Raw genomic sequence first — 21,250 nt, 5'->3', positions numbered from 1 at the left:
ATGCTGATCATTCTAATAAAGTTCTTGTTACCAGCTATTTTATTGTTTTACTTTCTACAAAGGATTTTAGATAAAAAGGATAGTAAATCTAAATCAACACTTGTTTTATTAATAACATCATTGGTCTTTAATACTGCATTGGCACAGAACTATAATCACAGCTTAATTCCATACCCTGAAAGGGATGGCTTTTCAGTTTCCAACTGGTTGGCATATTACGTTTTTGGTGAAGATCATTTTGGACACTGGAACTCCGATTTATTTAAGACAGGTTATCAAATATCAATCAATGTTTCGATGACATTGTTGGTGATTTATATTGTTTGTTTAATATTCGAACGGAGAAAAATAAGTAAAGGGTAAAAGCTTCTTTCGTGGTTACAATTATTGGAATTTTTTATTCAACAAACGTGGCAGGTTAGTTTAAGAATTAATAACGTAATATAAGAGTACCTGAGTTTGTAATAACGGAGGAGAGTTAAATTCAATATTAGAAGATATTAGTTGTTCTACTTGTAAGTAAAAAGTTTGAGGAATTGAATGTAATTTAAGAGATATAACTAATGATTAACTGAGCAATGACTTCAATACAATAATTTTAGACCATTAGGAATAGTCGCTATGATGACGATTCCTTTTTTTTGTGAATAATTTTAACTCAACTAAGAACACGATAGGGAATAAATTATATTACTTTATTTTTTTGAAACCGATAATAAATAATTCCGTCTATAATCTTAACGTCAATTAAGGGGGGGCTGACATGAAGCAACATAAAGAGCAGCAAATTCAAATGTTGTATGAACAGTACCATAATGAAATTTTTCGTTACATATTCCTGATGATCGGTGACCGTCAACAAGCTAAGGATTTAATGCAAGAAACCTACGTCAAAGCATTTATAAATATAGAGAATTTTCGGGGTGATGCTAGCATCAAAACATGGTTATATCGAATAGCTCGGAATGAAACAATTGATTACTTGAGGCGAAAAAAATCTGTTACTTATTTTTTGGATTTCCTTTTACATGTCAAATCGAGTGAACCAACTCCAGAAGAAGTGATAGTGTTTGGCGATGATATGGAACAACTATATCTTGCACTTTTACGCATAAAAAAAGAATACCGAGATGTTATTATCTTGCGTAAAATTAGAGAGTTTTCTACCAAGGAGACAGCTACTATTTTGGGGTGGAAGGAAAGTCGTATAAAGACTAATTTGCACAGAGGGCTTATGGAACTTCAAAAGGAAATGCAAAAGGAGGGGTACTTAAGTGAAACGTTCAAATTTTGACAGTCAATTGAAAATGTTAAATAATATAAGTTTAACAGGACAGGAATCCTCTGACTCCTACCAAAGGGTAATTTCCAAAGTTAATAAAGTGAAGAAACGAAAGAACATTGGAATCATTTTTGGCCGCCCTATAACAGGAATTGCTACAATACTCGTACTAATAGTTGCTGGATGGTTCTTAAATGACCTTGTGAATTACTCTAATAATCAACCAGGAGATCAGAAGCCATCTTTAGTAGAAGATGATAATTCTATAGTGGATGAAAAAACTAATGCTTGTATGGAAAGCAATGTTGAACTCTCTGCTAACTCAATATTAGTTTATTTTGAATGTGACGGATTTAAAGAACAACAACCCCCTTCCAAAGCTGTTTTAAGAGAAGTTAATAGTGAGGAAAAAGTAGAGAGCCGTATTGAATATGCAGTTAAGCAATTAATACGAGGTCCGTCGAAAGAAGAAATTGCAGAAGGATTCATATCCATATTTAATGAAGAAACTGCCGATTTATTACACAGTATCGAATTACAAGATTCTGGTCATCTAATAGTAGATTTTGTTGATTTCTCAAAGATTATTCCAAATGGAAATGCATCAGCTGCTTCCTTTGGAATGATGGAAACTTTAAACAAAACAGTTTCTCAGTTTGCAGAGGTTGAAACGATAGAGTACCGATTTGACGGCAGCTGTGCAGAATTTTTTGGCTGGATTCAACAATCGTGCACGACTTATGAAGCAGATGATTATAGGGACTTAGAAGAGAACACTAAAAAATTATTATTGGAAAGGTCAGAAGTTCTATTTAATCAGTTAATGACGAAGCAATGGGGGGAATTGGCAAATAATATTCACTTAGAACGAGGGCTTGTATATTCTCCATATTCTAATGTTGGAGATAGTGATGATTTACATTTTAGTAAAGAAGAAGTTCGGAGGTTTTCAGAGGATCAAAAACAATATAGTTGGTCTTGGGATCAAAGTGAGACTGAATTTAAAGCAACACCAAATGATTTTGTGGAAAACCTACTCAAAAAACGCAATAACTATATCTATGAATATGATGAAATTACGTATAATGACTCTAACGTGGGAACAATGATTAATACGATTCACGATATTTATCCAAACGCAATCTATGTTGAATATTTAGATGAACCTGACAGGGAGTCCCTCGATTGGGGTTATTATCAGGCAATAAGATTTGTTTATGAGGAAATAGATAATGAATGGTACCTAATTGCATTAGTAAGGGGGGCACATAATCCTTAGTTAGCAATCTTGCTAAAGTCATTATCTTAAACAGAGAAATAAGAATGAGGCTATTGAACTAACGGGTGCGTTGATCCAGGCAGGAATGAGGCACCTTTTTGTTGAATTGCTTATTGAGCTATCGGTGCAGTTTAGTTGAAGAATGTTTATTGCTATTCTATTGAACCCAAAGAATAATATTGTTAAAATATAGGAACAAACGTTCTAGGGGGGCTAAATTGCAACTTTATTTATACGACGACAGATTCAAAAATGCCATCGAATATTATGAATTAACGGAGGAACAACTTCGCTATACTGGACATCCCATAGAGTGTATAAAATTATCAAACGAAGATTCTGAACGTTATTCAATACTGGCAATGGAAGAAGATAAACTTGTAACTTTTTTCGTTTTACATAAAAATGAAGGTGTAAAACCATATTCAAATAATAATAATTCAATTTTATTAAGAGCATTTTCAACCGATGCCCGTTATCAAGGCAAGGGGTATGCGAAAAAGGCATTAATTCTTTTACCTGAGTTTGTTAAGGAAAATTTTAGTGAAACAAACGAAATTGTATTAGCGGTTAATCTTAAGAATGAAGCAGCACAGGGATTATATAAAAAATGTGGATATGTTGATGAAGGTGTTCGAAAAATGGGGAAAAAAGGTGAACTTATTATAATGAGTTTCCATTTATAATCTCCTGGCTATGTTAGAAGTATAACGAGGAAGAAAAAGATTGTGATATTGTACTTGAACGGGTGTGTTGATCCAGGAAGGATTGACCGCCTTTTTTGTTGAATTCCTTATTATGCTAACGGGGCAGGTTAGTGAAAGAAGGACTATTTTTCGTTATGGAAAGTGGTACAATTTAGGGTATGAGGTGATGGAAATGAGTCTGATTATTTTTGCCTTAATTCACATACTAATAGGGTTAGCATTAACATACTTTTATCGTAAATTACCAAAAGCAATAACGACATTTGCATTTGTTTTTTTACTAATGAGTTTTCTATATTGGGGAGCCGTTTTAACAAATTAGATGTTGATGTAACGGGTGCGATGATCCAGGGAGGATTAGTGCCCTTTTTTTATTGAATTCCTTATTAAACGAATGGGGCAGTTTAGCGTGACAAGGATTTTGAAACCTTCCTGTGATATACGCGTTTTATTATGTTGTAGTACTTCAAATGAAAGCAAGAACAAAATAGTGTTTCTATAAATAATATCCAAATGTATGGAGGCGAACTATGAAAATTAGTCAATCACTTAGTAAGATTAAGAAAATTTTATTATTGGTTGGAAGTCTTGTATTATTGATGATACTTGGTGCTTGTAATGAAGAAAACTCAAAACCGCCAGAATTTAAAAAACAATATTATGAAGGAAAAAGTGATAATTGGTATGTGAAAATGGAAAGCGAAGCGGATAGCGAAAGGACCTATACAATCTCTTATATTGGAGAAGAAAATAAACCATTAAATTTTAAATTTGAAATATATGAATCTTCATTCAACACAGAATCTGGCGATGGCGAATTAAAAAACCAAGAGGAATTTGAAATAAATAAAAAGTGTAGTGGGGCATGTGATGCTCTTCCTGAAAGTCTTCCTATTGAAATTCAATGGGGAGGAAAAAAAGAAAAAGTAGTAATACGTAATAGAGAATAGAATGTTGTGAAGAATTATACTTAAACTAACGGGTGCGTTGATCCCAGAAGGATTGAGGCACCTTTTTGTTGAATTCCTTATTGAACAAACGTGGCAGGTTAGTTTAACAAGGGTATGTTTAGTTCGGCTTTGACCCAAATTGTGAAGGAATTATGTAAGGAGTGGAGAACGTATGAGCGAACAACTTCAATTAAATGTGTGGTTACCTAAACATAAAAGAGAGCAATACATTTTCATTTATAAAAAATTACAAGAAAAGTTTGCTACAACAATGGAAACCCTTTTCAATGATATTGAAGGTTCTGCAAACAAATACAAAGCAAAATTGGTTGAGGAATATGGGACAGCTTACAATTATGAAGTAGTTGACCCTAGCGACATATTTGAAAATATCGAAATGGAAACTTACGAATTTTATAAGGCTGAAAAGCTCATGGAATATAATTACCACTTGTCGTTGTTGGCTACAACATACCAGATTTTTGAACAACAATTAAGAGGTTTTATCTACTCGGAGCTAAACCATAGAACGAGTCCGATAAGAACAAAAGATGAATTTTCAAAGTTTGGTTTTAATATGGGTCAAATAAAAGAAGCATACGAATTTATAAATTACGATTTGACAAAGACTTCCCAATGGGAAACGGTTGAACTATAGCTGATCTTGTAAATACATTCAAGCATGGTGACGGACGTTCTGCTGCTAGGTTGTATAATAGGAACCCAGACTTGTTCTTAAAAGGTTACTTCGGTGACGAGAGACTCATGGACGTTGAACTAACAACCAATGCTGAGATTGTTTTCGATATTGAGAAAGTTGGTTTTGATAAATACCCCAACGCTATTATTGAGTTTTGGGAGGACTTTCCTGAACGCTTAAATCCAGTTGTCGAAGTAGATTAAATGTAAGAATAAAATTTCAAGTTTTTTGATTAAAGTGCCGATATTCTTAAACTCCTCGCCAATCATTGGGGGTTCATTAACGGGTGCTATAACACAATTAGAAGATTGCCAATAGGTGGTCTTATTTGAGATGGTCAGGGTTATTAAATAGTGAAAATAAAAAGTTGTTCAAGTAAAGGGGTGAGGTAATTGAATTTAAGCATAGAGATAGCAGAATATAACGATGCAGTGGCGTTAGTAGATATATACCGTGATGCATACTCAGAAAATGAATCTCTAGGGCTTCCTGCGAGTGCATCTAAGGTAATGATTAAAGAAGTGCAAGACTGGATAAAAACCACAATGTTATTGAAAGCAAAAGAAAAAACTACAAACAATATAGTCGCTACCGTAAGGCTAAAATTTAACAGAGATTGGCAATGTTATGTATTAAGTAGACTAGCTGTAAAATCAACACATAAAGGGAAGGGAATTGCTACGAAATTAATGGAGTATGCGGAGTCTATACTTATTAATAAAGGCGAAAATAGATTAAGGTTAACCGTAGCTCAAACCCATCCGTATTTACCCAAAATGTATGAGGATAAGGGATATAGAATTGTAGGAGAGAGGATACTCGATAATCTCCCTTATGATGAATTTATTATGGAAAAATTATTATAGTGCTTCTTCAACTATCGAGGGCGTAGATCCAAGAAGGATTAACCGCCTTTTTTGTTGAATTCCTTATTAAGCAAACGGGCAGTTTAGTGTAAGAAGGATTTGTTTTATTCCGTAGCCAATTTGTAGCGAATTTTGTAATTTTAAAAGTTAAGGAGGCTACATTTTGAAGTCCTTAGAAATGGCTCAAATAAATTATTTAGATGAGATAATGAAGATAGATGAAGAAGTTATCGGTAACAATAGCAGACGCGAATACATTATGAAAGCCATTGAAGAAGAGAGATGTATTGTTGCTAATGATTACAATCTTATCGTTGGTTTTTTAATATATGATACTCATTTCTTTGATTGTAGCTTCATTTCACTGATAATTGTAAGGCACACTGAAAGAAGAAAAGGATACGCAACATCGCTTATTAAGTGTTTTATAAACATTTCTCCAACAAAGAAAATTTTCTCTTCAACTAATAAATCAAATCATGGAATGCAAGAAGTTTTTAAAGCAAATGGATTCATACAAAGTGGATTTATTGAAAATTTAGATGAAGGAGACCCCGAGATATTTTACTTTAAATCTAAATAAGTTCTTTTTCAGCTAACGGGTGCGTTGATCGAGACAGGATTAACCGCCCTTTTTGTTGAATTCCTTATTAAGCAAACGGGGCATTTAGTTCTATAAAAAAAGAAAATTACTACAATACAAAGGAATTATAAATATAATTATAAAAATTGAAGGAGAAAAATAATGATTGAATTAACGAAAAGTGAATTTGGAATAGTTTCTAATTTAATTAACGAAACCGAATATGAGGTTATTTTTGCTCATGCAGTACTGGACCAAAATCAACCAGGAAGAATATTTACTGATAATATTGAAAATCCTACTGTCGCATTATTTGCAAGTAAGGGTGGACATTACTTTTTAGTTGGTAATCCTCACAACGATGATTTTAATAACTCCTTATTTCAATTCTTAATGAATCAAAATAATCATTGGGTCTTTTTTGATCTTTATACTTTTTCATCTGAGTGGTCAGAAAAAATAAGTACCTTTTTGCAAGATCACGTAATAAAGGTAAAAAGGACTGGATTTTCATTTAACCCAGAAAGATTTTCAACTTTGCCTTCATGGAAAGAAAATATACCAGATGGTTTTGAAATGAAAGAAATGGATGAAGCATTGTTTGATCAATATCAAAACGAAATGGACAATCATTTTAAAATGTTATGGGATTCCCCAGTTGATTATGTGAAAAAAGGATTTGGTTATTGTCTCTTATATGAAGGAAGATTTGCAAGCGTATGTAATTGTTATTATATCGGTGGTGGCTATGCAGCTTTAGATATAATTACAGCAAATGAATTTCAAAATAAAGGTCTTGCAACTTTAACTTCCATGGCTTTTATTAAAAAATGTTTAGAAAGAGATTTAATCCCAAGTTGGGAATGTCAGGCAGACAACCTACCATCGTATAAATTAGCCTCTAAATTAGGATTTGACAAGCAAGATGAATTTCATATTTTTTGGTGGCATAAAAATAAAAAAGTATTAGAAAATTACATGAAAAGAAATGCCGAATTAAGTAACTGAAATATAAACCTTATGTGTGAATTCCTTATTGAACGAACGGGGCAGGTTAGCTCAAGATGAAAAGAAGAATTTTTTATAACATCCTGGAAATTTAATGGTAAAATTGAGCTGGGTTAGAAAATCGAAAGAGGTGGGACAAATGTATTGGGAGACACTTCCTGGTTGGGTTTGGGGAGTATATTACTTATACTTACTTCTTACATTGGGTGTTGGAATATTGAATGTTTCTCGAAAAAGAATATTAACTTTTTCTGTAATTACAATTGTTCTATCGATAACTGTTCCAATTATAAGTGTGTTAAATAGTATTGGGAGAGCTGAGGGTATCAATGAATTTGAACATTTAGTTGCTCAGTTACAACGAGGTTCAATTTGGTCAATTTATGTTGTTATAGGTTTTATATACCTCTTTGCATATTGGGCGGTAATCATCATTAAAAATAAGAGGAATGCTGGAATTTCTTAGTAAACATCGGGTACGTTGATCCAGGAAGGATTAACCGCCCTTTTTGGTGAAATCCTTATTAAGCAAACGGGGCAGGAATGTTAAAGGAATAGGTGGAAATTATGGGGGGATTACCAATGAATATTGAGGCTGTTTTTATTGACCGAGATGGAACTATCGGTGGCACTGGACACTTTATTCACCCAAAAAATTTTACTCTTTATCCGTTCAGTATGACTGCCTTACAAATATTAAAAGACAATAATATTAAAACGTTTGCCTGCACTAATCAGCATAGAATAAGTAAAGGTGAAGCTACGATAAATGATTTTTACAATGAATTTATGTCATTTGGATTTGATGATGCTTTTATTTGTCCACACAGTCCATATGATAATTGTAATTGTCATAAACCTAAAGCTGGATTACTGATAGAAGCATCGAATAAATACAATATAGATTTATCAAAAACTGCTTTTATTGGCGATGTAGGGTCAACAGATATGTTAGCCGCTCATTCAGTTGGGGCAATAAAAATTTTAGTACTTACTGGATGGGGACATAGTTCATTGGATGAGCACAGAGAAAAATGGGCCGAAATAGAACCAGATTATATTGCTGAAGACCTATTAAAAGCTGTTAAATGGATTATAAATGGAGCTATAAAATGATGTTAATCGGGTGCGATGATCCAGGAAGGATTACCGCCTTTTTTGTTAATTCCTTATTGAACAACGAGGGCAGGTTTGTTTACCTTTATAAGGTTTGGATAACTTTTGCTGTACTATTGAACATTCTACAACTGGTATGACGTTAACCAAGAGAGAAAGGAGGACTATCTTCTTGATAGGAGTTTTTTTAGATCGTGATGGCACAATTGGAGGACATGGCGGAGGGATTCATCCAGCTGATTTTACCCTGTATGACTTTTCGGTAAAGGCAATAAAACTACTTAATGATTGGGAAGTAAAGGTTTTTCTATTTACTAATCAAAGTTGGATAGGAATGGGAAAATTTACTGAAAATGATTTAATAGAAGGTTTTAACACAATTAACCAATCCTTAGCGAAAGAGAAAGCTACATTGGACGGTATTTATTATTGTCCTCACAAATCAACTGATAATTGCGAATGCCGTAAACCAAACCCCACACTCTTAATAAGGGCTAAGAAAGAATATAACCTGGACTTAAACAAGTGCTATGTTGTGGGAGATCGATTGGCTGATATATACTCTGCAAAAAATGTTGGGGCAAAGGGCATACTCGTTGAAACGGGAAGAGGGGTAAAGTCCTTACAGGAAATGCATTCTAAAGGCATAGATTTAAAAATTGATTTCTTGGCAAAGGATGTTTTGACGGCGACTCACTGGATACTCAAGGATATTGATTCATAGTATTGAAGTGGAAAACAACAAGTTTGTGAACAAATGCACTTAAACAAACGGGTGCGATGATCCAGGACGGATTACCGTCCTTTTTTGTTGAATTGTTTATTGAGCTAACGGTGCAGTTATGTAAAGGAAGAGTGTTGTAGAGAAGAGGAATGAAAATTGGATAAACAAAGAACTTTCTTTTATGGGTTTATTGTTGGTTTTGTATTATTGATTTTACCTATTCCACATTTTTTCTTTTGGCAAGACGTTACGGATATTGTAGAAGCAATATTTCGATATAGTGGATTTGTTTTGATGGTAGTTTGCGGAATTCCTTTGATTTTTGATGTCTTTAGGAATTTTTTTAAATGAATTTTTACTAACTGGTGCCATAGCTCGAGATCGTGCTGCTTGTTCGACTAACGGGGCAGAATAGTTTAAGATGGCATTTCTTGCAAGAGTGAGAATTGGTAGAATATCATTAGAAAATTATTGAGAGGTGAAAAAAAATGAATATAATTATTCGAAACGCCAAGCAAAGCGATTACGAGTCGTTGTTGCCTTTATTTAGGCAGGTTCATGAATTCCACGTTTTTGTAAGACCAGATTTGTATAAAGAGAATTCCACTCCAGTCGAACAAGAGTTTTTTGAAAGCCAATTAATTGATGGCAAACAGCATATTTTTGTGGCTACTATAAGCAATGATATAGTCGGCGTTGTAGTGACAAAGGAAGAAGAAGTAACTGAAAATACTTTTGTTAATAAGAGGAAAGTATTATTTATAAAGAGTTTATGCATTGCTGAAACACATAGAAAGAAAGGTATCGGAAAAAAACTAACTAAATACGTTTTTGAATTTGGAAGAAGCCTCAAAGTTGATAGTATTGAATTGGGAGTATCCGAGGAAAATACATCTGCCATTGAATTTTATAGGTCAATTGGGATGGCAACGAAGAGTAGAAAAATGGAGATTATATTGAACTAGCAGGAGCGATTATCAAGGAAGGAATGACTTCCTTTTTTGTTTAATTCCTTATTAAGCAAACGGGGCAGGTTAGCTGAAGAAGGGATTCCAGTTTTCGGGAGGTATGAGATGGAACTCTTACTAATTAGGCACGGAAAAGCAGAAACTAATGGTAAAATCGCTGGACATAAAGATTTTCCTCTTTCTTCAGAAGGAATTGAAGAAAGTATTAGACTGGCAAAGCAATTGTTGGGATTTAATATAACACACTTATATAGTAGTCCATTGAGTAGGGCATTAGTGACTTCAACAATAATTGGAGATACATTAGGAATTAACCCAATTATATTGGAAGAGCTTAAAGAACGTAATGCGGGCGTTTTTAATGGGCTTAGTAAGGAAGAGGCTATGAAAAAGTACCCCAATCAATGGCAACAATCTTGGTCAAATCCACTGTCTGCCCCACCTGAAGGGGAGTCTTTTCAAGACGTTGTTAAACGTATAGAAAAATTGATAAGCAATTTAATGGAACAAACAACTGATGAAACGATTGCGTTTGTGTCTCATAGTGGTTGTATAAATATCATTCTGTTAATGTTGATTGGCATTAATAAGGAATTGTTTCCTTTATTCAAATTGGATACAGCCAGCGTAACCTCAATATCGATAAATAAAGGAAAAACGCCATTTATTAATTACATTAATAGAATTTCTCTCTTCAAATAACGGGTGCGTAGATCCACGAAGGATTTCCGCCCTTTCTTTATTCCTTATTGTACAAACGTGGCAGTTTAGTTCAAAAAAAAAGGACAACCCAATAAAATGAAATAAATAAAAAAATTAGGGAAAAGGGGGATTTTTTAATGAATGAAGAGTTTGTAAAATCTTTATACAAATCCATAATTGAAGAAAATATTGAACTATACAAAGGTTTATTTGAAACAACTAATCCTACTGGCGTAACTGATAAATACTTTGAAGAAGCTTTAGGGTTATATCAATCCCTGAATAAAGAACACAAAGAGGTTTTCTTCAAAATCATCGAACAAACAATGATTGATACTGTTTCAAATATACTTGGAATAATCGACGGGAGTTCTACACTTATAGACAGTGCATTAGAACCGAAATTGCTTCTCGATTCTAAGAATACTGAGGGAGAACTTCAAGATAGTTTTCTTGAGTTCATTGAAGAGAATGAATTAAGCAAATAGTATATTTCACTAATAAGCTTGTTCTGCTAATGGGTGCGTTGATCCAGGAAGGATTGAGGCACCTTTATGTTGAATTCCTTATTAAACATACGTGGCAGTTTAGTTGAAGAGAAAAAGGTGAAATAGGGGGGATTTTGTGTGACGCTGTGGAGTTTGTTACTAATAGTTGTTGTAATGGTAATCATTATAAGTTTTTCTTTAAAGGGTTTTTTATCAAAGAAAAGTAGTTCAGAAGTAATGTTATTCGGACTTATATTTATAATAACTGGAGGCATCTTTTTAATTGAGCCTAATCTAACTAAAAACACTATTATTATCTCGGTTGAATTTGGTTTTGTGATCTTTGGATTTATATTTGGTATTATTGGCTTTTTCAAAAATTAATATTGAAATAAAGGTGCTTTAACCAAGAAGGTTTAAGGCACCTTTTGTTGAATTCCTTATAAGTCTTTAGGTGAATATAATTTAACACTTTACCTCTGGTCCATAAGAAATCCCATAGGTCATTCGGTCCCTCCCTAAAGGAACATTGTTTCCACCGTTAGTGAGTTCAATTTCAAATGTTATTTCCATTAAGAGCCCACGGAAACCGTTTAGTTTAGCCTTCTGGTTTCAATTATTTCAATATTCCGTGAAAAGGAATTGAATATTCAGATAAATGTTATATAATGGAAGAAGGAGTGAAACGACAAACAAGAAGTGGGCAATATGTGTGTTCGTAAAGACCATTTAAGGGGAAAGGATAACAGTTGTGAAAAATAAGCGAAGGAAATCAAAAAATTTATTAATTTCACTTGGTATACTTCTAATTTTCTTAGTTATATCGGCTTTTACAAACCCAACAAAACAAGATTACATTAGTTTTGACGAGAGAAATACTGGAGTTTCTAAGCCAGAAAGTGCACGAATAGCACAGGCGAATTTTTTATTGTTTTCTGTGTATGCACCCACACTAAATGACTCAGTTGATGAATATGGGATTGTCCATTTGGGCTTTATGGGAAAGTTCTTTCAGGTAACTGATGGACAATTTGACAAATCCATTTGGGAACGCTTCTTGAAGTAACGGATGCATAAGTAAAAAACAGAAGGAAAGCTCAGGCGATGTCAGAGCTTTCCTTCATTAATACTAATGACCGCTAATTGTATGCTGATTCCTTTGTTGATTGCCTTTCGAAAAGCACTGCAAATTCAAATTTTGTACTTCAAAACCTAAACTGTTAACATATTAACACCCCTTTTTTATTTCTTTTTGCTTATTATTCCATTGATTCCTTTTCATACGAGGTCAATTGTGAAGAGTTACACTTAAACTAAAGGGTGCTTATCTTCAATAAGGACTTAAAACGAGGACCCAATTAAGGGTTCTTTTTTATGGTCATTGTCAATAATAGGCTTTATAAAAAATGACTGCACAAAGTTATCTTCAGCACCAATTAAATCTTAGTTAAGCTGAAAGTGAAAGAAACCAAGGGGAGAGCGAGGTCTGGTTTTTAAGTACTGGTGTCGATGGTATTTTTAAATTGATACATCAATGGATTTAGATTTACTAGACTAGAGGGCCTTTGCCTAGCTCGCTTAAAAAACCGAAATAAAATTCTATAGTTTTAATTATGGTAAATACGGGTTATTTCGTTTGAAAATATTCCGGCCAATTTTGAAGTTTTAAGCTAGTTTTAATTGAATAACTCTTTAATCCGGGAGATTTTGATTTTTCTTGAAAAAGTAAACGTTGATATATCAAGGGCTCATTCCGGTTAATTTTGATGTTTTACATTTAATAAATTCTAAGTGATTTTTGGAAATGTGGCAGTCCTTTGAGATACTAATCTTGAAGGGCTTTTTTTATGTGGTTTTCTTACCCGTACGGGGCTTCCAAGAAGGATTAAGGGACCTTTTGTTGAATTCCTTATTACTATTGAGTACAAGAATGCTTCGGTAGATGAGATAAACAATTCAGCAATCGATAAGAAATTATTACAGGATGAAGGTGGTAAAATAATTTGCAATAATACCGCAATTGGAATTTTTAGCTCCAAATCTAAATTAAGGAGGAATTACTTTGTCAAAAACAAATCAAAAAATTGTCCCGCATTTATGGTATGACAAGGAGGCAAAAGAAGCTGCCGAGTTTTATGCATCCATATTTCCGAACTCAAAAATTACGAATGTGAGAACAATCCACGACACACCGTCAGGCGACGCTGATCTAGTTTCTTTTGAGCTTTGGGGACAGGAGTTTATGGCAATCAGTGCAGGGCCATACTTCAAGATCAATCCGTCGGTGTCTTTTTTCGTTAATTTTGATCCGTCGCGAGAAAAAGATGCGAAAGAAAAATTAACAGAGGTATGGAACAAATTATCCGAAGGCGGTACAGCGTTAATGCCGCTTGCTAAGTATCCGTTCAGTGAGTGGTATGGCTGGATTCAGGATAAGTTTGGCTTGTCCTGGCAATTAATCCTTACCAATCCAGAAGGGGAAGAACGGCCTGCAATAATACCATCACTTTTGTTTGTCGGCGATAAATGCGGCATGGCAGAAGAAGCGATTAATTTTTATCTAACCGTATTTAAGAATGCAAAGCAGGGCCTTATCGCCCGTTACCCTGGAGGCATGGAACCTGATAAAGAAGGCACTATCATGTTCTCTGAATTCATGCTTGAAGGCCAGTGGTTTACCGCCATGGATAGCGCGCATGAACACAAATTCGGTTTTAATGAGGCAATTTCATTTATTGTTTACTGCGACACACAAGAAGAGATCGATTATTACTGGGATAAGCTCTCGGCAGTTCCTGAAGCCGAGCAATGCGGCTGGCTGAAGGATCAGTATGGCATATCCTGGCAGATTATTCCGAGCAATATGAATGAGAGGATGAGCAAGGGAACACCTGAGCAACTTGCCCGTGTAACGAATGCATTTTTAAAAATGAAGAAATTCGATCTAAAGAAATTAGATGAAGCATACAAGGGATAATTAGAAACCAAGTAAACTTGAGATTACAGAAGGGCTCAGAGGATAAACATTATTATTATGAATGTTTATAACGCTCTCTTATTTGGAGGGCTTTTTTTATTGTATCAAAAATTTATTTGTAAATTTTATTAACCCTTATTTGAAAGTTTAGAACTCTAAGCCAATGTTTGGGATTTTGTTGGAAAAGAACTCGCTTAATTTTGTTAATATTTATCTAATATAAATGCTATCGGAAACGGGTGATATTAGAATGGGAACTAAATTTGCAAATTTGCATATTCAGACTGAAAATTTGGAAGAAGTAGTAGAGGCGTTGAAAAAAACAAGTTTACCAGCTTCATATTTTGTAGGGCAGTTTGGGAGCTGGATTAGTGTATATGGCGATGCTTATGACTGGGGGTCAATCCGAAGGGAAGCCGAGGTAATTTCTCAGTTGGTTAAGTATCCTGTCCTCTCATTAGGATATTATGATGACAGTGTATTGGAAATAGGTTTGTATAAGGATAATCACCTTATTACAAGGTTTGCTGCAGGCCCTGATATCGAGGAATATGAGGTGGAACCTGAGGAATTAAATATAAAACTATTTGACCAAGCATTAAATGTTCCGCTCGATAGCAGCGAATTGGTTCGTGTATTGGCAAACGAAGATATTGAAGAAGTAGTCATGGAATTGGAAAAGATATTCGACCTATCGTTGTGGATGAAATACGATTGGATTGCAGACGATGAAAAATTAAGGAGACAGTATAAATTGGTTAATGTGTAGCTTCCGTAAAAAATAAAGAATAAGTGATAGATGAAGTGAAAGCGGGGTTTGCTGCAAAACATGTTTCGGAAATTATTGTTTTTACTAGTCCTCGTATTTGTGTCACTACAATTAACAGCTTGCGGAGGGCAAAAGGGGCATTCCACCGTTGAAGGTGAAAAAAGTAATTCTTCTAAAACGGGAAAACAGCCATACAGTGTTTTGAGTGAAAGCTATGTAATTCAAGCTATGAAAAAAGATATAAAAATTAACTATCCGCAGGTCAGGGGGTTATCCAATGAGTCAACGCAGGATTCAGTTAATAGGACGTTGAAGGAAGAAGCTTTAAAAATTGCGGAAGTATATCATTCGGATGATGGCGGAGTATCCCTGGATGTGGATTTTGTTATAAAACGTAAAAGTGAGCGGTATGTAAGCGTACAATACATTGGATTTGTATATTTGAAAAATACTCCCCATCCGACCAATGCATACCGCACGCGGTCGGGGACCACATGGAAATTGAAATAAATCTTGATGATATTAAAAATCTTATAAAGGCCGAACAAGAGATTGGGAAGGATGTATTTTAAAAGGCCGCAAAAAGATGCTCCGGTTATCGTATACCTGAGCATCTTTTTAGACGAAACATTAAATCTTCCTGTAAAACCGCTCGCCTGTTTCAGGGTTGTAGTATACCTTCGTCTTTTCTCCGGTCACTGGATCCACATTGATTTCGTCTGTTGCGATAAACCCTGCGGGAACCTTTGCACCCTGGTTTTTCTTGTATCGCTTGTCATAAATGAAATAGCCAAGCAGGATGCAGACAATGAGGCCGAGAATTTGCAGCCCGTATAAACCGGCGGCAATGAGCCAGCCCATTAAAGCTTCTCCACCACGGCTGCCGTGCCATAAGCGACAATTTCGCTCATGTTTTGGCCGATTTCCCCGGAATCGAAACGCATCATGATGATGGCGTTGGCGCCCATTTCAGTGGCATTTCGGATCATCCGGTCCATTGCTTCCTTCCTTGAGTCCTCGAGCATAGCCGTGTACTGCTTAATTTCACCGCCGACAAGCCCTTTAAGCCCAGCCATGATGTCGCCGCCCAATCCCCTGCTTCGCACAATCAGCCCAAATGCTGGCCCTTTGATTTCCTTCACTTGATACCCTTCAATTTTCTCAGTCGTGACTACTATCATTTTTATCACCTCATTCTATATAATTCGCTAAAAAATAGAACATTCCTTTTTCTTTTCAAATAAGGGAACCAGTAAACTTCCTGAAATGTATAATTCTAGATTCAGGTATTTAATTTAATTTTGGCTCCCATCCAAGAATTTTTTCTCATATTTAGCTATAAGCGCTGGCACACTCCGAATATAATTCTGCGTCTCGGCTATATACAAATATCTTGAGTTGAGTACATTACCTGGACCGGCATTATAAGCGGCAAGCGCCAATTCAAGATTGCCAAAACGGTTCAATTGAATAGCCAGATATTTTGCCCCGCCATCGATGTTTTCTGCTGGGTCATAGGGATCAACTTTCAAACCTTTGGCTGTGTTCGGCATGAGCTGCATCAGGCCGATTGCCCCAGCGTAACTTTCGGCATCCGGGTTGCCGCCAGATTCCTGTTCAATAACAGCTGCAATTAAAGCAGGATTAATTCCATATTTTTCAGAAGCGGCCTGAATTTCCCGGCCCCATTTCAATACCTTATCCGACGGATCAAATTCAACCACGATAGGCGTATCATCAACGACCTTCACGATCATCGGTTTGCCGTCATCGGTTAAAATCCTGACAGTCAGCACATCCTTAAGAGCACTAAATCCATCCTTCAAGTTAACCTTTATAATTTCCCAATCCGATTGGGTAATCTTACGCTCCCCATCTTTATCATCCTCAAATCCGATAGGAAGGTCCTTAAATTTGCTCTTATTAAAAACTTCCTTTTTAATGCTGGTGAAATTCTCGTTTTCTTTGCTTTTGTTAAAACCCACCTTAGAAACAAGAAGCTGAGCAGAATTTTTTATATTCGTTTTAAAAATCATGTATTGTTCCTTTTTATAAGCCTTTGTATCAGTAAAGCTTACCTTCCCTTGGAATGGAAGATAACCCTGTTTGCCGGCTGGCTGAAGATGGGTTAGTTTATCAATTGCCCAGTCTTCTAAAGGAACCCAATTTATTTTCCCGGACAGAAAAATCAAGAAAGCAATGACTCCTATGAAAATAACAGCGCGCCGGAAAATAGGCCAAACCAAGCATTTTAAAACGAACAATAGTATTCTCTTAAATCCAATTAGCCTTTGATTCAAAACAAACTCCTCTTTCTTATGGTGGTGCGGGAAGTTTTTTGATACATCTTCTAATTATTGTAACGTTAGTAGGCTATGGCAATTTACTCAGGTTTTGTATTTTCTTTTACAATAATGGAGGGTCGGAACTCGAGATAAGTGTAGAATATGTGAAAAGAGTAACAAAAAGAAATCAAAATGATATAATTATTTACAGTAAGAAAAGGTGGTGAATGCCGTGAAATTTAAATATTTGTTGATTGGCTTATTTGCAGCATTGGCGCTGTCTGCCTGCAGCGGGGAAAGCTCGAAGGAAAGCAATGACACAAAAGGGAATGAAGGCATTGACATCAAAGAAATGGTGCAGGGGTATAGCACGGATGAGCTGGTGGCTGAATCAGCTTCCATTACGTCCACCCAACTCATTGTCAAAGAGGACGGAAGCGAGAAAGTCTACGATCTGCCGAAAGACGAGTTTTTTGTATCGATTGCGCCATACATCAACACAACCCATCCTTGAACGAACCATAACTTGACAGGTTGTCAAGGCGAACTTGCAAATGAAGAATTTGACGTTTATATTGAAGATGAAAAAGGTAATGTAGTGTTTGACGAAACCGTGAAGTCGCTGGCGAACGGCTTTATTGACCTGTGGCTGCCGCGGAATCAGACGTACAATGTGAAAATAGACTACAGCGGGAAGACGGTTGAAGCGGAATTGTCCACTTTTGAAAACGATCCTACCTGCATTACAACAATGCAACTTATGTAAATATTACAGAGGCCCCAAAAGCTTTGATAATGCTTTGGGGCCTCTTTGTATTCTGATATGAATTACAGTTGTTAGAAGTAGCCCCGTCTTTGGACAGGATTACTAGACTTTATGAAAAGTGCCCTCTAATTCACTCCTAAACACTACTCAATCTCATTCTCCTCGTATGAAATCCAATCGCTGAAGCTTCCCAAATAGAGTTTAACATTTTCATAGCCGGCTTCTTTCAAGGCAAGGAAATTAGGGACCGCTGTGACACCTGAGCCGCAATACACGACAACTTGTTGCTGCAGATCGATTTCGGCAAATCGCTTTTTCTGTTCCTCAATCGGTTTGTAATACCCTTCCTCAAGTCCTTGCATCCAAGGTTTGTTGATTGCCCCGGGGATATGGCCCTTCTTTTTATCAATCGGCTCCACGATGCCTTGGTATCGCTTCTCTTCGCGTGAATCAATCAGGACGGCGTTTTCGGTTTGGCCTTGGGAAATTGCCTTTACCTCTTCCATATCAGCCAGAAGAGCGTCGTTAATGGCAGGGCGAAAAGAAGCCCTATTAAATACAGGCACTTCAGCAGTAACCGGATAATTGGCCCCAACCCAGTCTTTGAAGCTGCCGTTCAGTACATACACATTTTTGTGGCCGAGATAGGACAGCATCCACCAAAAACGAGCGGCAAACGCTCCCTCGCCGTTATCGTAAACGACCACAGTTGTATCTTCGCCAATGCCAGCCTTTTCAAGTTTTTCAATCAGCCCATCAAGGTCGGGCAATGGATGTCTTCCGCCGTGTATGGACACGTTTCCTGAAAGGTCTTTTTCCAAATCAAAATAAACCGCACCCGGAATATGCGCCTCAACATACTCGACCCCGCCCATTTCGGGGTTTGCTAATGAAAACCGGCAATCAATGATTCTTACATCATCTTCATTTAAATGTTTTAGCAGCCATTCTTTTTCGACGATATGCTTCACCCGGATTCCCCCTAATTTGTTAAAATAATAAACAGTATTATCAAAAGTTTAACATGATTTGCTACAAACGACGGCTGATACAAAAATAATCTTGATTGGGGTGCATTATGCCAGCCATTTTTGAAACTGAGAGGTTGTACATTAGAGAATTTTCAGATGAGGATTTTCCCTTTTTGCATGCAATTTTTTCTGACACGGAAACAATGAAGCATTACCCGGCGCCTTTCAGTGTGGAACAAACGAATAACTGGATTGCGAGAAACAAATTCAGATATGAAAAAGATGGTTTTGGGTTGTGGTCTGTTTGCTTAAAGGAGACAGATGAAATGATCGGTGACTGCGGCCTTGTGAAGCAAACTGTCGACGGTACGGACGAGGTTGAAATTGGCTACCATATCAATAAGAAATACTGGTCAAAGGGCTACGCATCGGAAGCCGCTCTTGGAACCCGGGAATACGGATTTGGCCGGTTGGGATTGAAGCGGCTAATCAGCATCATCAGTCCGGAAAATATTCCTTCAATAAGGGTTGCGGAGAAGATAGGTTTCACGCTAGAAAAGGAGTCATTCATTTTTAATAATCCATCTTATCTATGCGGGCTCACAAATGAAATAGCTTCAATCTTTTGGGGAAATCCATGATGACAACCTTGTCATACTCCCTCCTTACCGGAAATAAGTATAGAAGGACAATGTTTTTAGGGGGTATGAGAATGGCGGGAAAAGACGATTTTGTGCCAGGGTTTGTGCCAAACCACAATCACGGGTCGGTCGATTATACATCGGTAAGTGACGGCCATGTCCACCAGTGCCTGGACGTAACATCTCCTCCAATTCAGTCACCGGATGGGAGCCATATCCATTATACGGAAGGGTATGTTGTTTATGAAGACGGCCATTACCACCAGTATAAGGCTTACTCGGGGCCGGCGATTCCGGTTGGCAATGGCATGCACGTCCATTACTACGATTTTTACACGACCGAAAACAATGGGCACCGACATAGGGTAAGAGGCGTCGACCAGCCCGCGCCCGGTTCGAAATAAGTTTCTAAAGAGCGGCTTGCTTTCCCTCAAAGCAGGCCGCTTTTTTCTTTTGGAAAAAGCAATCTTTTTCTGGCCGGACACGTCTAATCCATAGATGAATAATTGGAGGGATTGGATGAGAAATGCTGTGCTGACTGTCGGGTTTTTAATACTGGCAATATGCTTAAGTATATTTTTAACCTTAGCGTCAGGGAATCGTGAACGTAATGCTACCAACAGCAATGCGGGTGATGAACTAGAAGAATTAGCCGAAGGATTCCGCCTTGGGATGGACAAAGAAGAAGTGATTCAGTTATGGGGTGAACAGCCAACCAATTTTGATGGCGTAATGGATGGGAATGCCTATACGGCATTTCAGTTCAGGACAGGACAATGGGACATTACTGGACCGAAGGAAATTTCCATTATTGGCAGGGAGGCCCATCAGTTCGGCAAGACAGGAAGAATCATTTTCGTATTTTGGAATGAGGAAGACAAGGCTGGCGATGTGGCAATCTGCTATAGAAATGAAGGTTCGGAGAAGTTCCGCTCGTTTTATACAGGCAGCGCTGGGAAGAATAACGCTTGTGGAACCGATGGCTATATAATTGTAAAGGAGAACGGGCTGTTTTTTGTAAAAGAGGAGGAAGCGCCCCTTTTTAAAAATGGCCAAGAAGCTGAGAGTTATTTTGGACGCCAGGAAGATAATGCGGGAGCCCAAATGCAATTTGAAAGAAGATCGAAGGTACAGGATTTCTTAATAACTGGGGATAAGGTGAAGATTTGGTACGAATTGAAACATGATGCCGCGCAAGGGGAATTACTTATAATAAAAGAGCTTTTCATCATGGATTCATCGTTGGAGAAAAAGGGATGAAGATCGCAGCTGGCATAGTTTGGAAGAATGGAAATGGCGATCCGTGCTGCAGAAAAGCGAAATAAGTAAGGTTGAAAGGCAATCGGTTTCATTAAAAAAATGAATTAGGGGCGGTCCTTTTGTAAAGAAGGCCGATTTTTCATTTGGCCTTTATGAAAAACTTGGTGAAATCTCTATGAAATTGGCAGAAGAGTGATAGTTTCAAAGC

The 21,250-nt window shown here is 36.6% G+C and carries 30 protein-coding genes and 1 pseudogene; 26 read left to right on the top strand and 5 right to left on the bottom strand.

The genetic code is table 11. The features are described from left to right. The 18 genes from RB160_RS21055 to RB160_RS20970 all read left to right on the top strand — a co-directional run. A partial coding sequence (locus RB160_RS21055; RefSeq protein WP_316572412.1) for a hypothetical protein occupies positions 1-363 on the top strand: 363 nt, incomplete at its 5' end. 400 nt (positions 364-763) lie between these two features. Continuing rightward, positions 764-1,294 carry an RNA polymerase sigma factor gene (locus RB160_RS21050; RefSeq protein ID WP_316572411.1) on the top strand — a complete coding sequence of 177 codons (531 nt, stop codon included), beginning with the start codon at positions 764-766 and terminating at the stop codon, positions 1,292-1,294. Then, positions 1,275-2,561 carry a GerMN domain-containing protein gene (locus RB160_RS21045; protein WP_316572410.1) on the top strand — a complete coding sequence of 429 codons (1,287 nt, stop codon included), beginning with the start codon at positions 1,275-1,277 and terminating at the stop codon, positions 2,559-2,561. The genes RB160_RS21050 and RB160_RS21045 overlap by 20 nt, the downstream gene beginning before the upstream one ends. 218 nt (positions 2,562-2,779) lie before the next feature. Then, positions 2,780-3,247, top strand: a complete 468-nt coding sequence (locus RB160_RS21040; RefSeq protein ID WP_316572409.1) for a GNAT family N-acetyltransferase — start codon at positions 2,780-2,782, stop codon at positions 3,245-3,247. Between the two features lie 551 nt (positions 3,248-3,798). Then, entirely contained in the window at positions 3,799-4,218 is a 420-nt protein-coding gene (locus tag RB160_RS21035) for a hypothetical protein (RefSeq protein WP_316572408.1), read from the top strand. Positions 4,219-4,390: 172 nt separating this feature from the next. Continuing rightward, positions 4,391-4,876, top strand: coding sequence for a hypothetical protein (locus RB160_RS21030; RefSeq protein WP_316572407.1), 486 nt, complete (start codon positions 4,391-4,393; stop codon positions 4,874-4,876). A 107-nt stretch (positions 4,877-4,983) separates the two neighbouring features. Further along, entirely contained in the window at positions 4,984-5,121 is a 138-nt protein-coding gene (locus tag RB160_RS21025; protein WP_316572406.1) for a hypothetical protein, read from the top strand. Between the two features lie 189 nt (positions 5,122-5,310). Further along, the gene (locus tag RB160_RS21020) at positions 5,311-5,784 is read left to right on the top strand and encodes a GNAT family N-acetyltransferase (protein ID WP_316572405.1); all 474 of its coding nucleotides are present in this window, start codon (positions 5,311-5,313) and stop codon (positions 5,782-5,784) included. A 163-nt stretch (positions 5,785-5,947) separates the two neighbouring features. After that, positions 5,948-6,367, top strand: a complete 420-nt coding sequence (locus tag RB160_RS21015) for a GNAT family N-acetyltransferase (protein WP_316572404.1) — start codon at positions 5,948-5,950, stop codon at positions 6,365-6,367. A 162-nt stretch (positions 6,368-6,529) separates the two neighbouring features. Beyond that, positions 6,530-7,375: a GNAT family N-acetyltransferase gene (locus RB160_RS21010; protein ID WP_316572403.1), complete on the top strand. Its 846-nt coding sequence runs from the start codon at positions 6,530-6,532 to the stop codon at positions 7,373-7,375. A gap of 139 nt (positions 7,376-7,514) precedes the next feature. Continuing rightward, entirely contained in the window at positions 7,515-7,841 is a 327-nt protein-coding gene (locus tag RB160_RS21005; RefSeq protein ID WP_316572402.1) for a hypothetical protein, read from the top strand. Between the two features lie 116 nt (positions 7,842-7,957). Next, entirely contained in the window at positions 7,958-8,491 is a 534-nt protein-coding gene (locus RB160_RS21000; protein WP_316572401.1) for an HAD-IIIA family hydrolase, read from the top strand. A 172-nt stretch (positions 8,492-8,663) separates the two neighbouring features. Further along, on the top strand, positions 8,664-9,215 hold the full coding sequence (locus RB160_RS20995; protein ID WP_316572400.1) for a D-glycero-alpha-D-manno-heptose-1,7-bisphosphate 7-phosphatase: 552 nt from the start codon (positions 8,664-8,666) through the stop codon (positions 9,213-9,215). A gap of 156 nt (positions 9,216-9,371) precedes the next feature. Then, positions 9,372-9,566: a hypothetical protein gene (locus RB160_RS20990; RefSeq protein WP_316572399.1), complete on the top strand. Its 195-nt coding sequence runs from the start codon at positions 9,372-9,374 to the stop codon at positions 9,564-9,566. A 137-nt stretch (positions 9,567-9,703) separates the two neighbouring features. After that, positions 9,704-10,180: a GNAT family N-acetyltransferase gene (locus RB160_RS20985; protein WP_316572398.1), complete on the top strand. Its 477-nt coding sequence runs from the start codon at positions 9,704-9,706 to the stop codon at positions 10,178-10,180. 108 nt (positions 10,181-10,288) lie between these two features. Then, positions 10,289-10,885 carry a histidine phosphatase family protein gene (locus tag RB160_RS20980; RefSeq protein WP_316572397.1) on the top strand — a complete coding sequence of 199 codons (597 nt, stop codon included), beginning with the start codon at positions 10,289-10,291 and terminating at the stop codon, positions 10,883-10,885. A gap of 137 nt (positions 10,886-11,022) precedes the next feature. Further along, positions 11,023-11,373 carry a transposase gene (locus tag RB160_RS20975; RefSeq protein WP_316572396.1) on the top strand — a complete coding sequence of 117 codons (351 nt, stop codon included), beginning with the start codon at positions 11,023-11,025 and terminating at the stop codon, positions 11,371-11,373. A 138-nt stretch (positions 11,374-11,511) separates the two neighbouring features. Continuing rightward, complete coding sequence (locus RB160_RS20970) at positions 11,512-11,757, top strand: hypothetical protein (protein WP_316572395.1); 246 nt, start codon at positions 11,512-11,514, stop codon at positions 11,755-11,757. Here RB160_RS20970 and RB160_RS24075 read toward each other — a convergent pair. Then, positions 11,747-11,973 (bottom strand): annotated as a pseudogene (locus RB160_RS24075) (DUF3888 domain-containing protein); the annotation flags it as partial. The gene RB160_RS20970 and the pseudogene RB160_RS24075 sit on opposite strands and share 11 nt — an antisense overlap. 151 nt (positions 11,974-12,124) lie before the next feature. Between RB160_RS24075 and RB160_RS20965 the strand changes: the two are divergent. From RB160_RS20965 to RB160_RS20950, 4 genes are all read left to right on the top strand, one after another. Then, complete coding sequence (locus tag RB160_RS20965; protein WP_316572394.1) at positions 12,125-12,439, top strand: hypothetical protein; 315 nt, start codon at positions 12,125-12,127, stop codon at positions 12,437-12,439. Between the two features lie 996 nt (positions 12,440-13,435). Next, positions 13,436-14,350, top strand: a complete 915-nt coding sequence (locus RB160_RS20960; protein WP_316572393.1) for a VOC family protein — start codon at positions 13,436-13,438, stop codon at positions 14,348-14,350. A gap of 250 nt (positions 14,351-14,600) precedes the next feature. After that, on the top strand, positions 14,601-15,119 hold the full coding sequence (locus RB160_RS20955; protein WP_316572392.1) for a hypothetical protein: 519 nt from the start codon (positions 14,601-14,603) through the stop codon (positions 15,117-15,119). A gap of 60 nt (positions 15,120-15,179) precedes the next feature. Next, positions 15,180-15,629: a polysaccharide deacetylase family protein gene (locus RB160_RS20950; protein WP_316572391.1), complete on the top strand. Its 450-nt coding sequence runs from the start codon at positions 15,180-15,182 to the stop codon at positions 15,627-15,629. Between the two features lie 120 nt (positions 15,630-15,749). On the opposite strand, the gene RB160_RS20945 is transcribed toward RB160_RS20950, so the two are convergent. The 3 genes from RB160_RS20945 to RB160_RS24070 all read right to left on the bottom strand — a co-directional run bounded on the left by RB160_RS20945 (position 15,750) and on the right by RB160_RS24070 (position 17,311). Beyond that, on the bottom strand, positions 15,750-15,980 hold the full coding sequence (locus RB160_RS20945) for a hypothetical protein (RefSeq protein ID WP_316572390.1): 231 nt from the start codon (positions 15,978-15,980) through the stop codon (positions 15,750-15,752). Further along, positions 15,980-16,300 (bottom strand): YbjQ family protein, encoded by a 321-nt coding sequence (locus RB160_RS20940; protein ID WP_115451298.1) that lies wholly within the window; start codon positions 16,298-16,300, stop codon positions 15,980-15,982. Before RB160_RS20940 ends, RB160_RS20945 begins: the two co-directional genes overlap by 1 nt. Positions 16,301-16,414: 114 nt before the next feature. Continuing rightward, entirely contained in the window at positions 16,415-17,311 is an 897-nt protein-coding gene (locus RB160_RS24070) for a lytic transglycosylase domain-containing protein (protein WP_396954756.1), read from the bottom strand. Between the two features lie 325 nt (positions 17,312-17,636). On the opposite strand from RB160_RS24070, the gene RB160_RS20930 reads away from it, so the two are divergent. After that, positions 17,637-18,170 carry a CueP family metal-binding protein gene (locus RB160_RS20930; RefSeq protein WP_316572389.1) on the top strand — a complete coding sequence of 178 codons (534 nt, stop codon included), beginning with the start codon at positions 17,637-17,639 and terminating at the stop codon, positions 18,168-18,170. A 143-nt stretch (positions 18,171-18,313) separates the two neighbouring features. Here RB160_RS20930 and RB160_RS20925 read toward each other — a convergent pair whose 3' ends face one another. After that, a complete protein-coding gene (locus RB160_RS20925; RefSeq protein ID WP_316572388.1) occupies positions 18,314-19,141 on the bottom strand; it encodes a sulfurtransferase in 828 nt (275 codons plus the stop codon). A 107-nt stretch (positions 19,142-19,248) separates the two neighbouring features. Here RB160_RS20925 and RB160_RS20920 point away from each other — a divergent pair, with 107 nt between their 5' ends. From RB160_RS20920 to RB160_RS20910, 3 genes are all read left to right on the top strand, one after another. Further along, entirely contained in the window at positions 19,249-19,782 is a 534-nt protein-coding gene (locus RB160_RS20920) for a GNAT family N-acetyltransferase (RefSeq protein WP_316572387.1), read from the top strand. A 65-nt stretch (positions 19,783-19,847) separates the two neighbouring features. Then, positions 19,848-20,186, top strand: coding sequence for a YmaF family protein (locus RB160_RS20915; protein ID WP_316572415.1), 339 nt, complete (start codon positions 19,848-19,850; stop codon positions 20,184-20,186). Positions 20,187-20,301: 115 nt separating this feature from the next. After that, complete coding sequence (locus RB160_RS20910) at positions 20,302-21,042, top strand: hypothetical protein (RefSeq protein WP_316572386.1); 741 nt, start codon at positions 20,302-20,304, stop codon at positions 21,040-21,042. Positions 21,043-21,250 lie beyond the last annotated feature (208 nt).

The sequence above is a fragment of the Neobacillus sp. YIM B06451 genome (assembly GCF_032667185.1).
Classification (GTDB): domain Bacteria; phylum Bacillota; class Bacilli; order Bacillales; family Cytobacillaceae; genus Bacillus_D.
Note: the sequence above shows the minus strand (reverse complement) of the source record. Positions and strands in the feature narration are given on the sequence as shown.

Excerpts from the sequence above, each read along its gene's own strand:
- RB160_RS20910 (WP_316572386.1), top strand. The coding sequence starts at position 20,302 with ATGAGAAATGCTGTGCTGACTGTCGGGTTTTTAATACTGGCAATATGC.
- RB160_RS20980 (WP_316572397.1), top strand. The coding sequence starts at position 10,289 with ATGGAACTCTTACTAATTAGGCACGGAAAAGCAGAAACTAATGGTAAA.
- RB160_RS20920 (WP_316572387.1), top strand. The coding sequence starts at position 19,249 with ATGCCAGCCATTTTTGAAACTGAGAGGTTGTACATTAGAGAATTTTCA.
- RB160_RS21000 (WP_316572401.1), top strand. The coding sequence starts at position 7,958 with ATGAATATTGAGGCTGTTTTTATTGACCGAGATGGAACTATCGGTGGC.
- RB160_RS21005 (WP_316572402.1), top strand. The coding sequence starts at position 7,515 with ATGTATTGGGAGACACTTCCTGGTTGGGTTTGGGGAGTATATTACTTA.
- RB160_RS20985 (WP_316572398.1), top strand. The coding sequence starts at position 9,704 with ATGAATATAATTATTCGAAACGCCAAGCAAAGCGATTACGAGTCGTTG.
- RB160_RS21025 (WP_316572406.1), top strand. The coding sequence starts at position 4,984 with ATGGACGTTGAACTAACAACCAATGCTGAGATTGTTTTCGATATTGAG.
- RB160_RS21035 (WP_316572408.1), top strand. The coding sequence starts at position 3,799 with ATGAAAATTAGTCAATCACTTAGTAAGATTAAGAAAATTTTATTATTG.
- RB160_RS21010 (WP_316572403.1), top strand. The coding sequence starts at position 6,530 with ATGATTGAATTAACGAAAAGTGAATTTGGAATAGTTTCTAATTTAATT.
- RB160_RS21050 (WP_316572411.1), top strand. The coding sequence starts at position 764 with ATGAAGCAACATAAAGAGCAGCAAATTCAAATGTTGTATGAACAGTAC.
- RB160_RS20945 (WP_316572390.1), bottom strand. The coding sequence starts at position 15,980 with ATGGGCTGGCTCATTGCCGCCGGTTTATACGGGCTGCAAATTCTCGGC.
- RB160_RS20950 (WP_316572391.1), top strand. The coding sequence starts at position 15,180 with ATGTTTCGGAAATTATTGTTTTTACTAGTCCTCGTATTTGTGTCACTA.
- RB160_RS21030 (WP_316572407.1), top strand. The coding sequence starts at position 4,391 with ATGAGCGAACAACTTCAATTAAATGTGTGGTTACCTAAACATAAAAGA.
- RB160_RS20975 (WP_316572396.1), top strand. The coding sequence starts at position 11,023 with ATGAATGAAGAGTTTGTAAAATCTTTATACAAATCCATAATTGAAGAA.
- RB160_RS20955 (WP_316572392.1), top strand. The coding sequence starts at position 14,601 with ATGGGAACTAAATTTGCAAATTTGCATATTCAGACTGAAAATTTGGAA.
- RB160_RS20940 (WP_115451298.1), bottom strand. The coding sequence starts at position 16,300 with ATGATAGTAGTCACGACTGAGAAAATTGAAGGGTATCAAGTGAAGGAA.
- RB160_RS20915 (WP_316572415.1), top strand. The coding sequence starts at position 19,848 with ATGAGAATGGCGGGAAAAGACGATTTTGTGCCAGGGTTTGTGCCAAAC.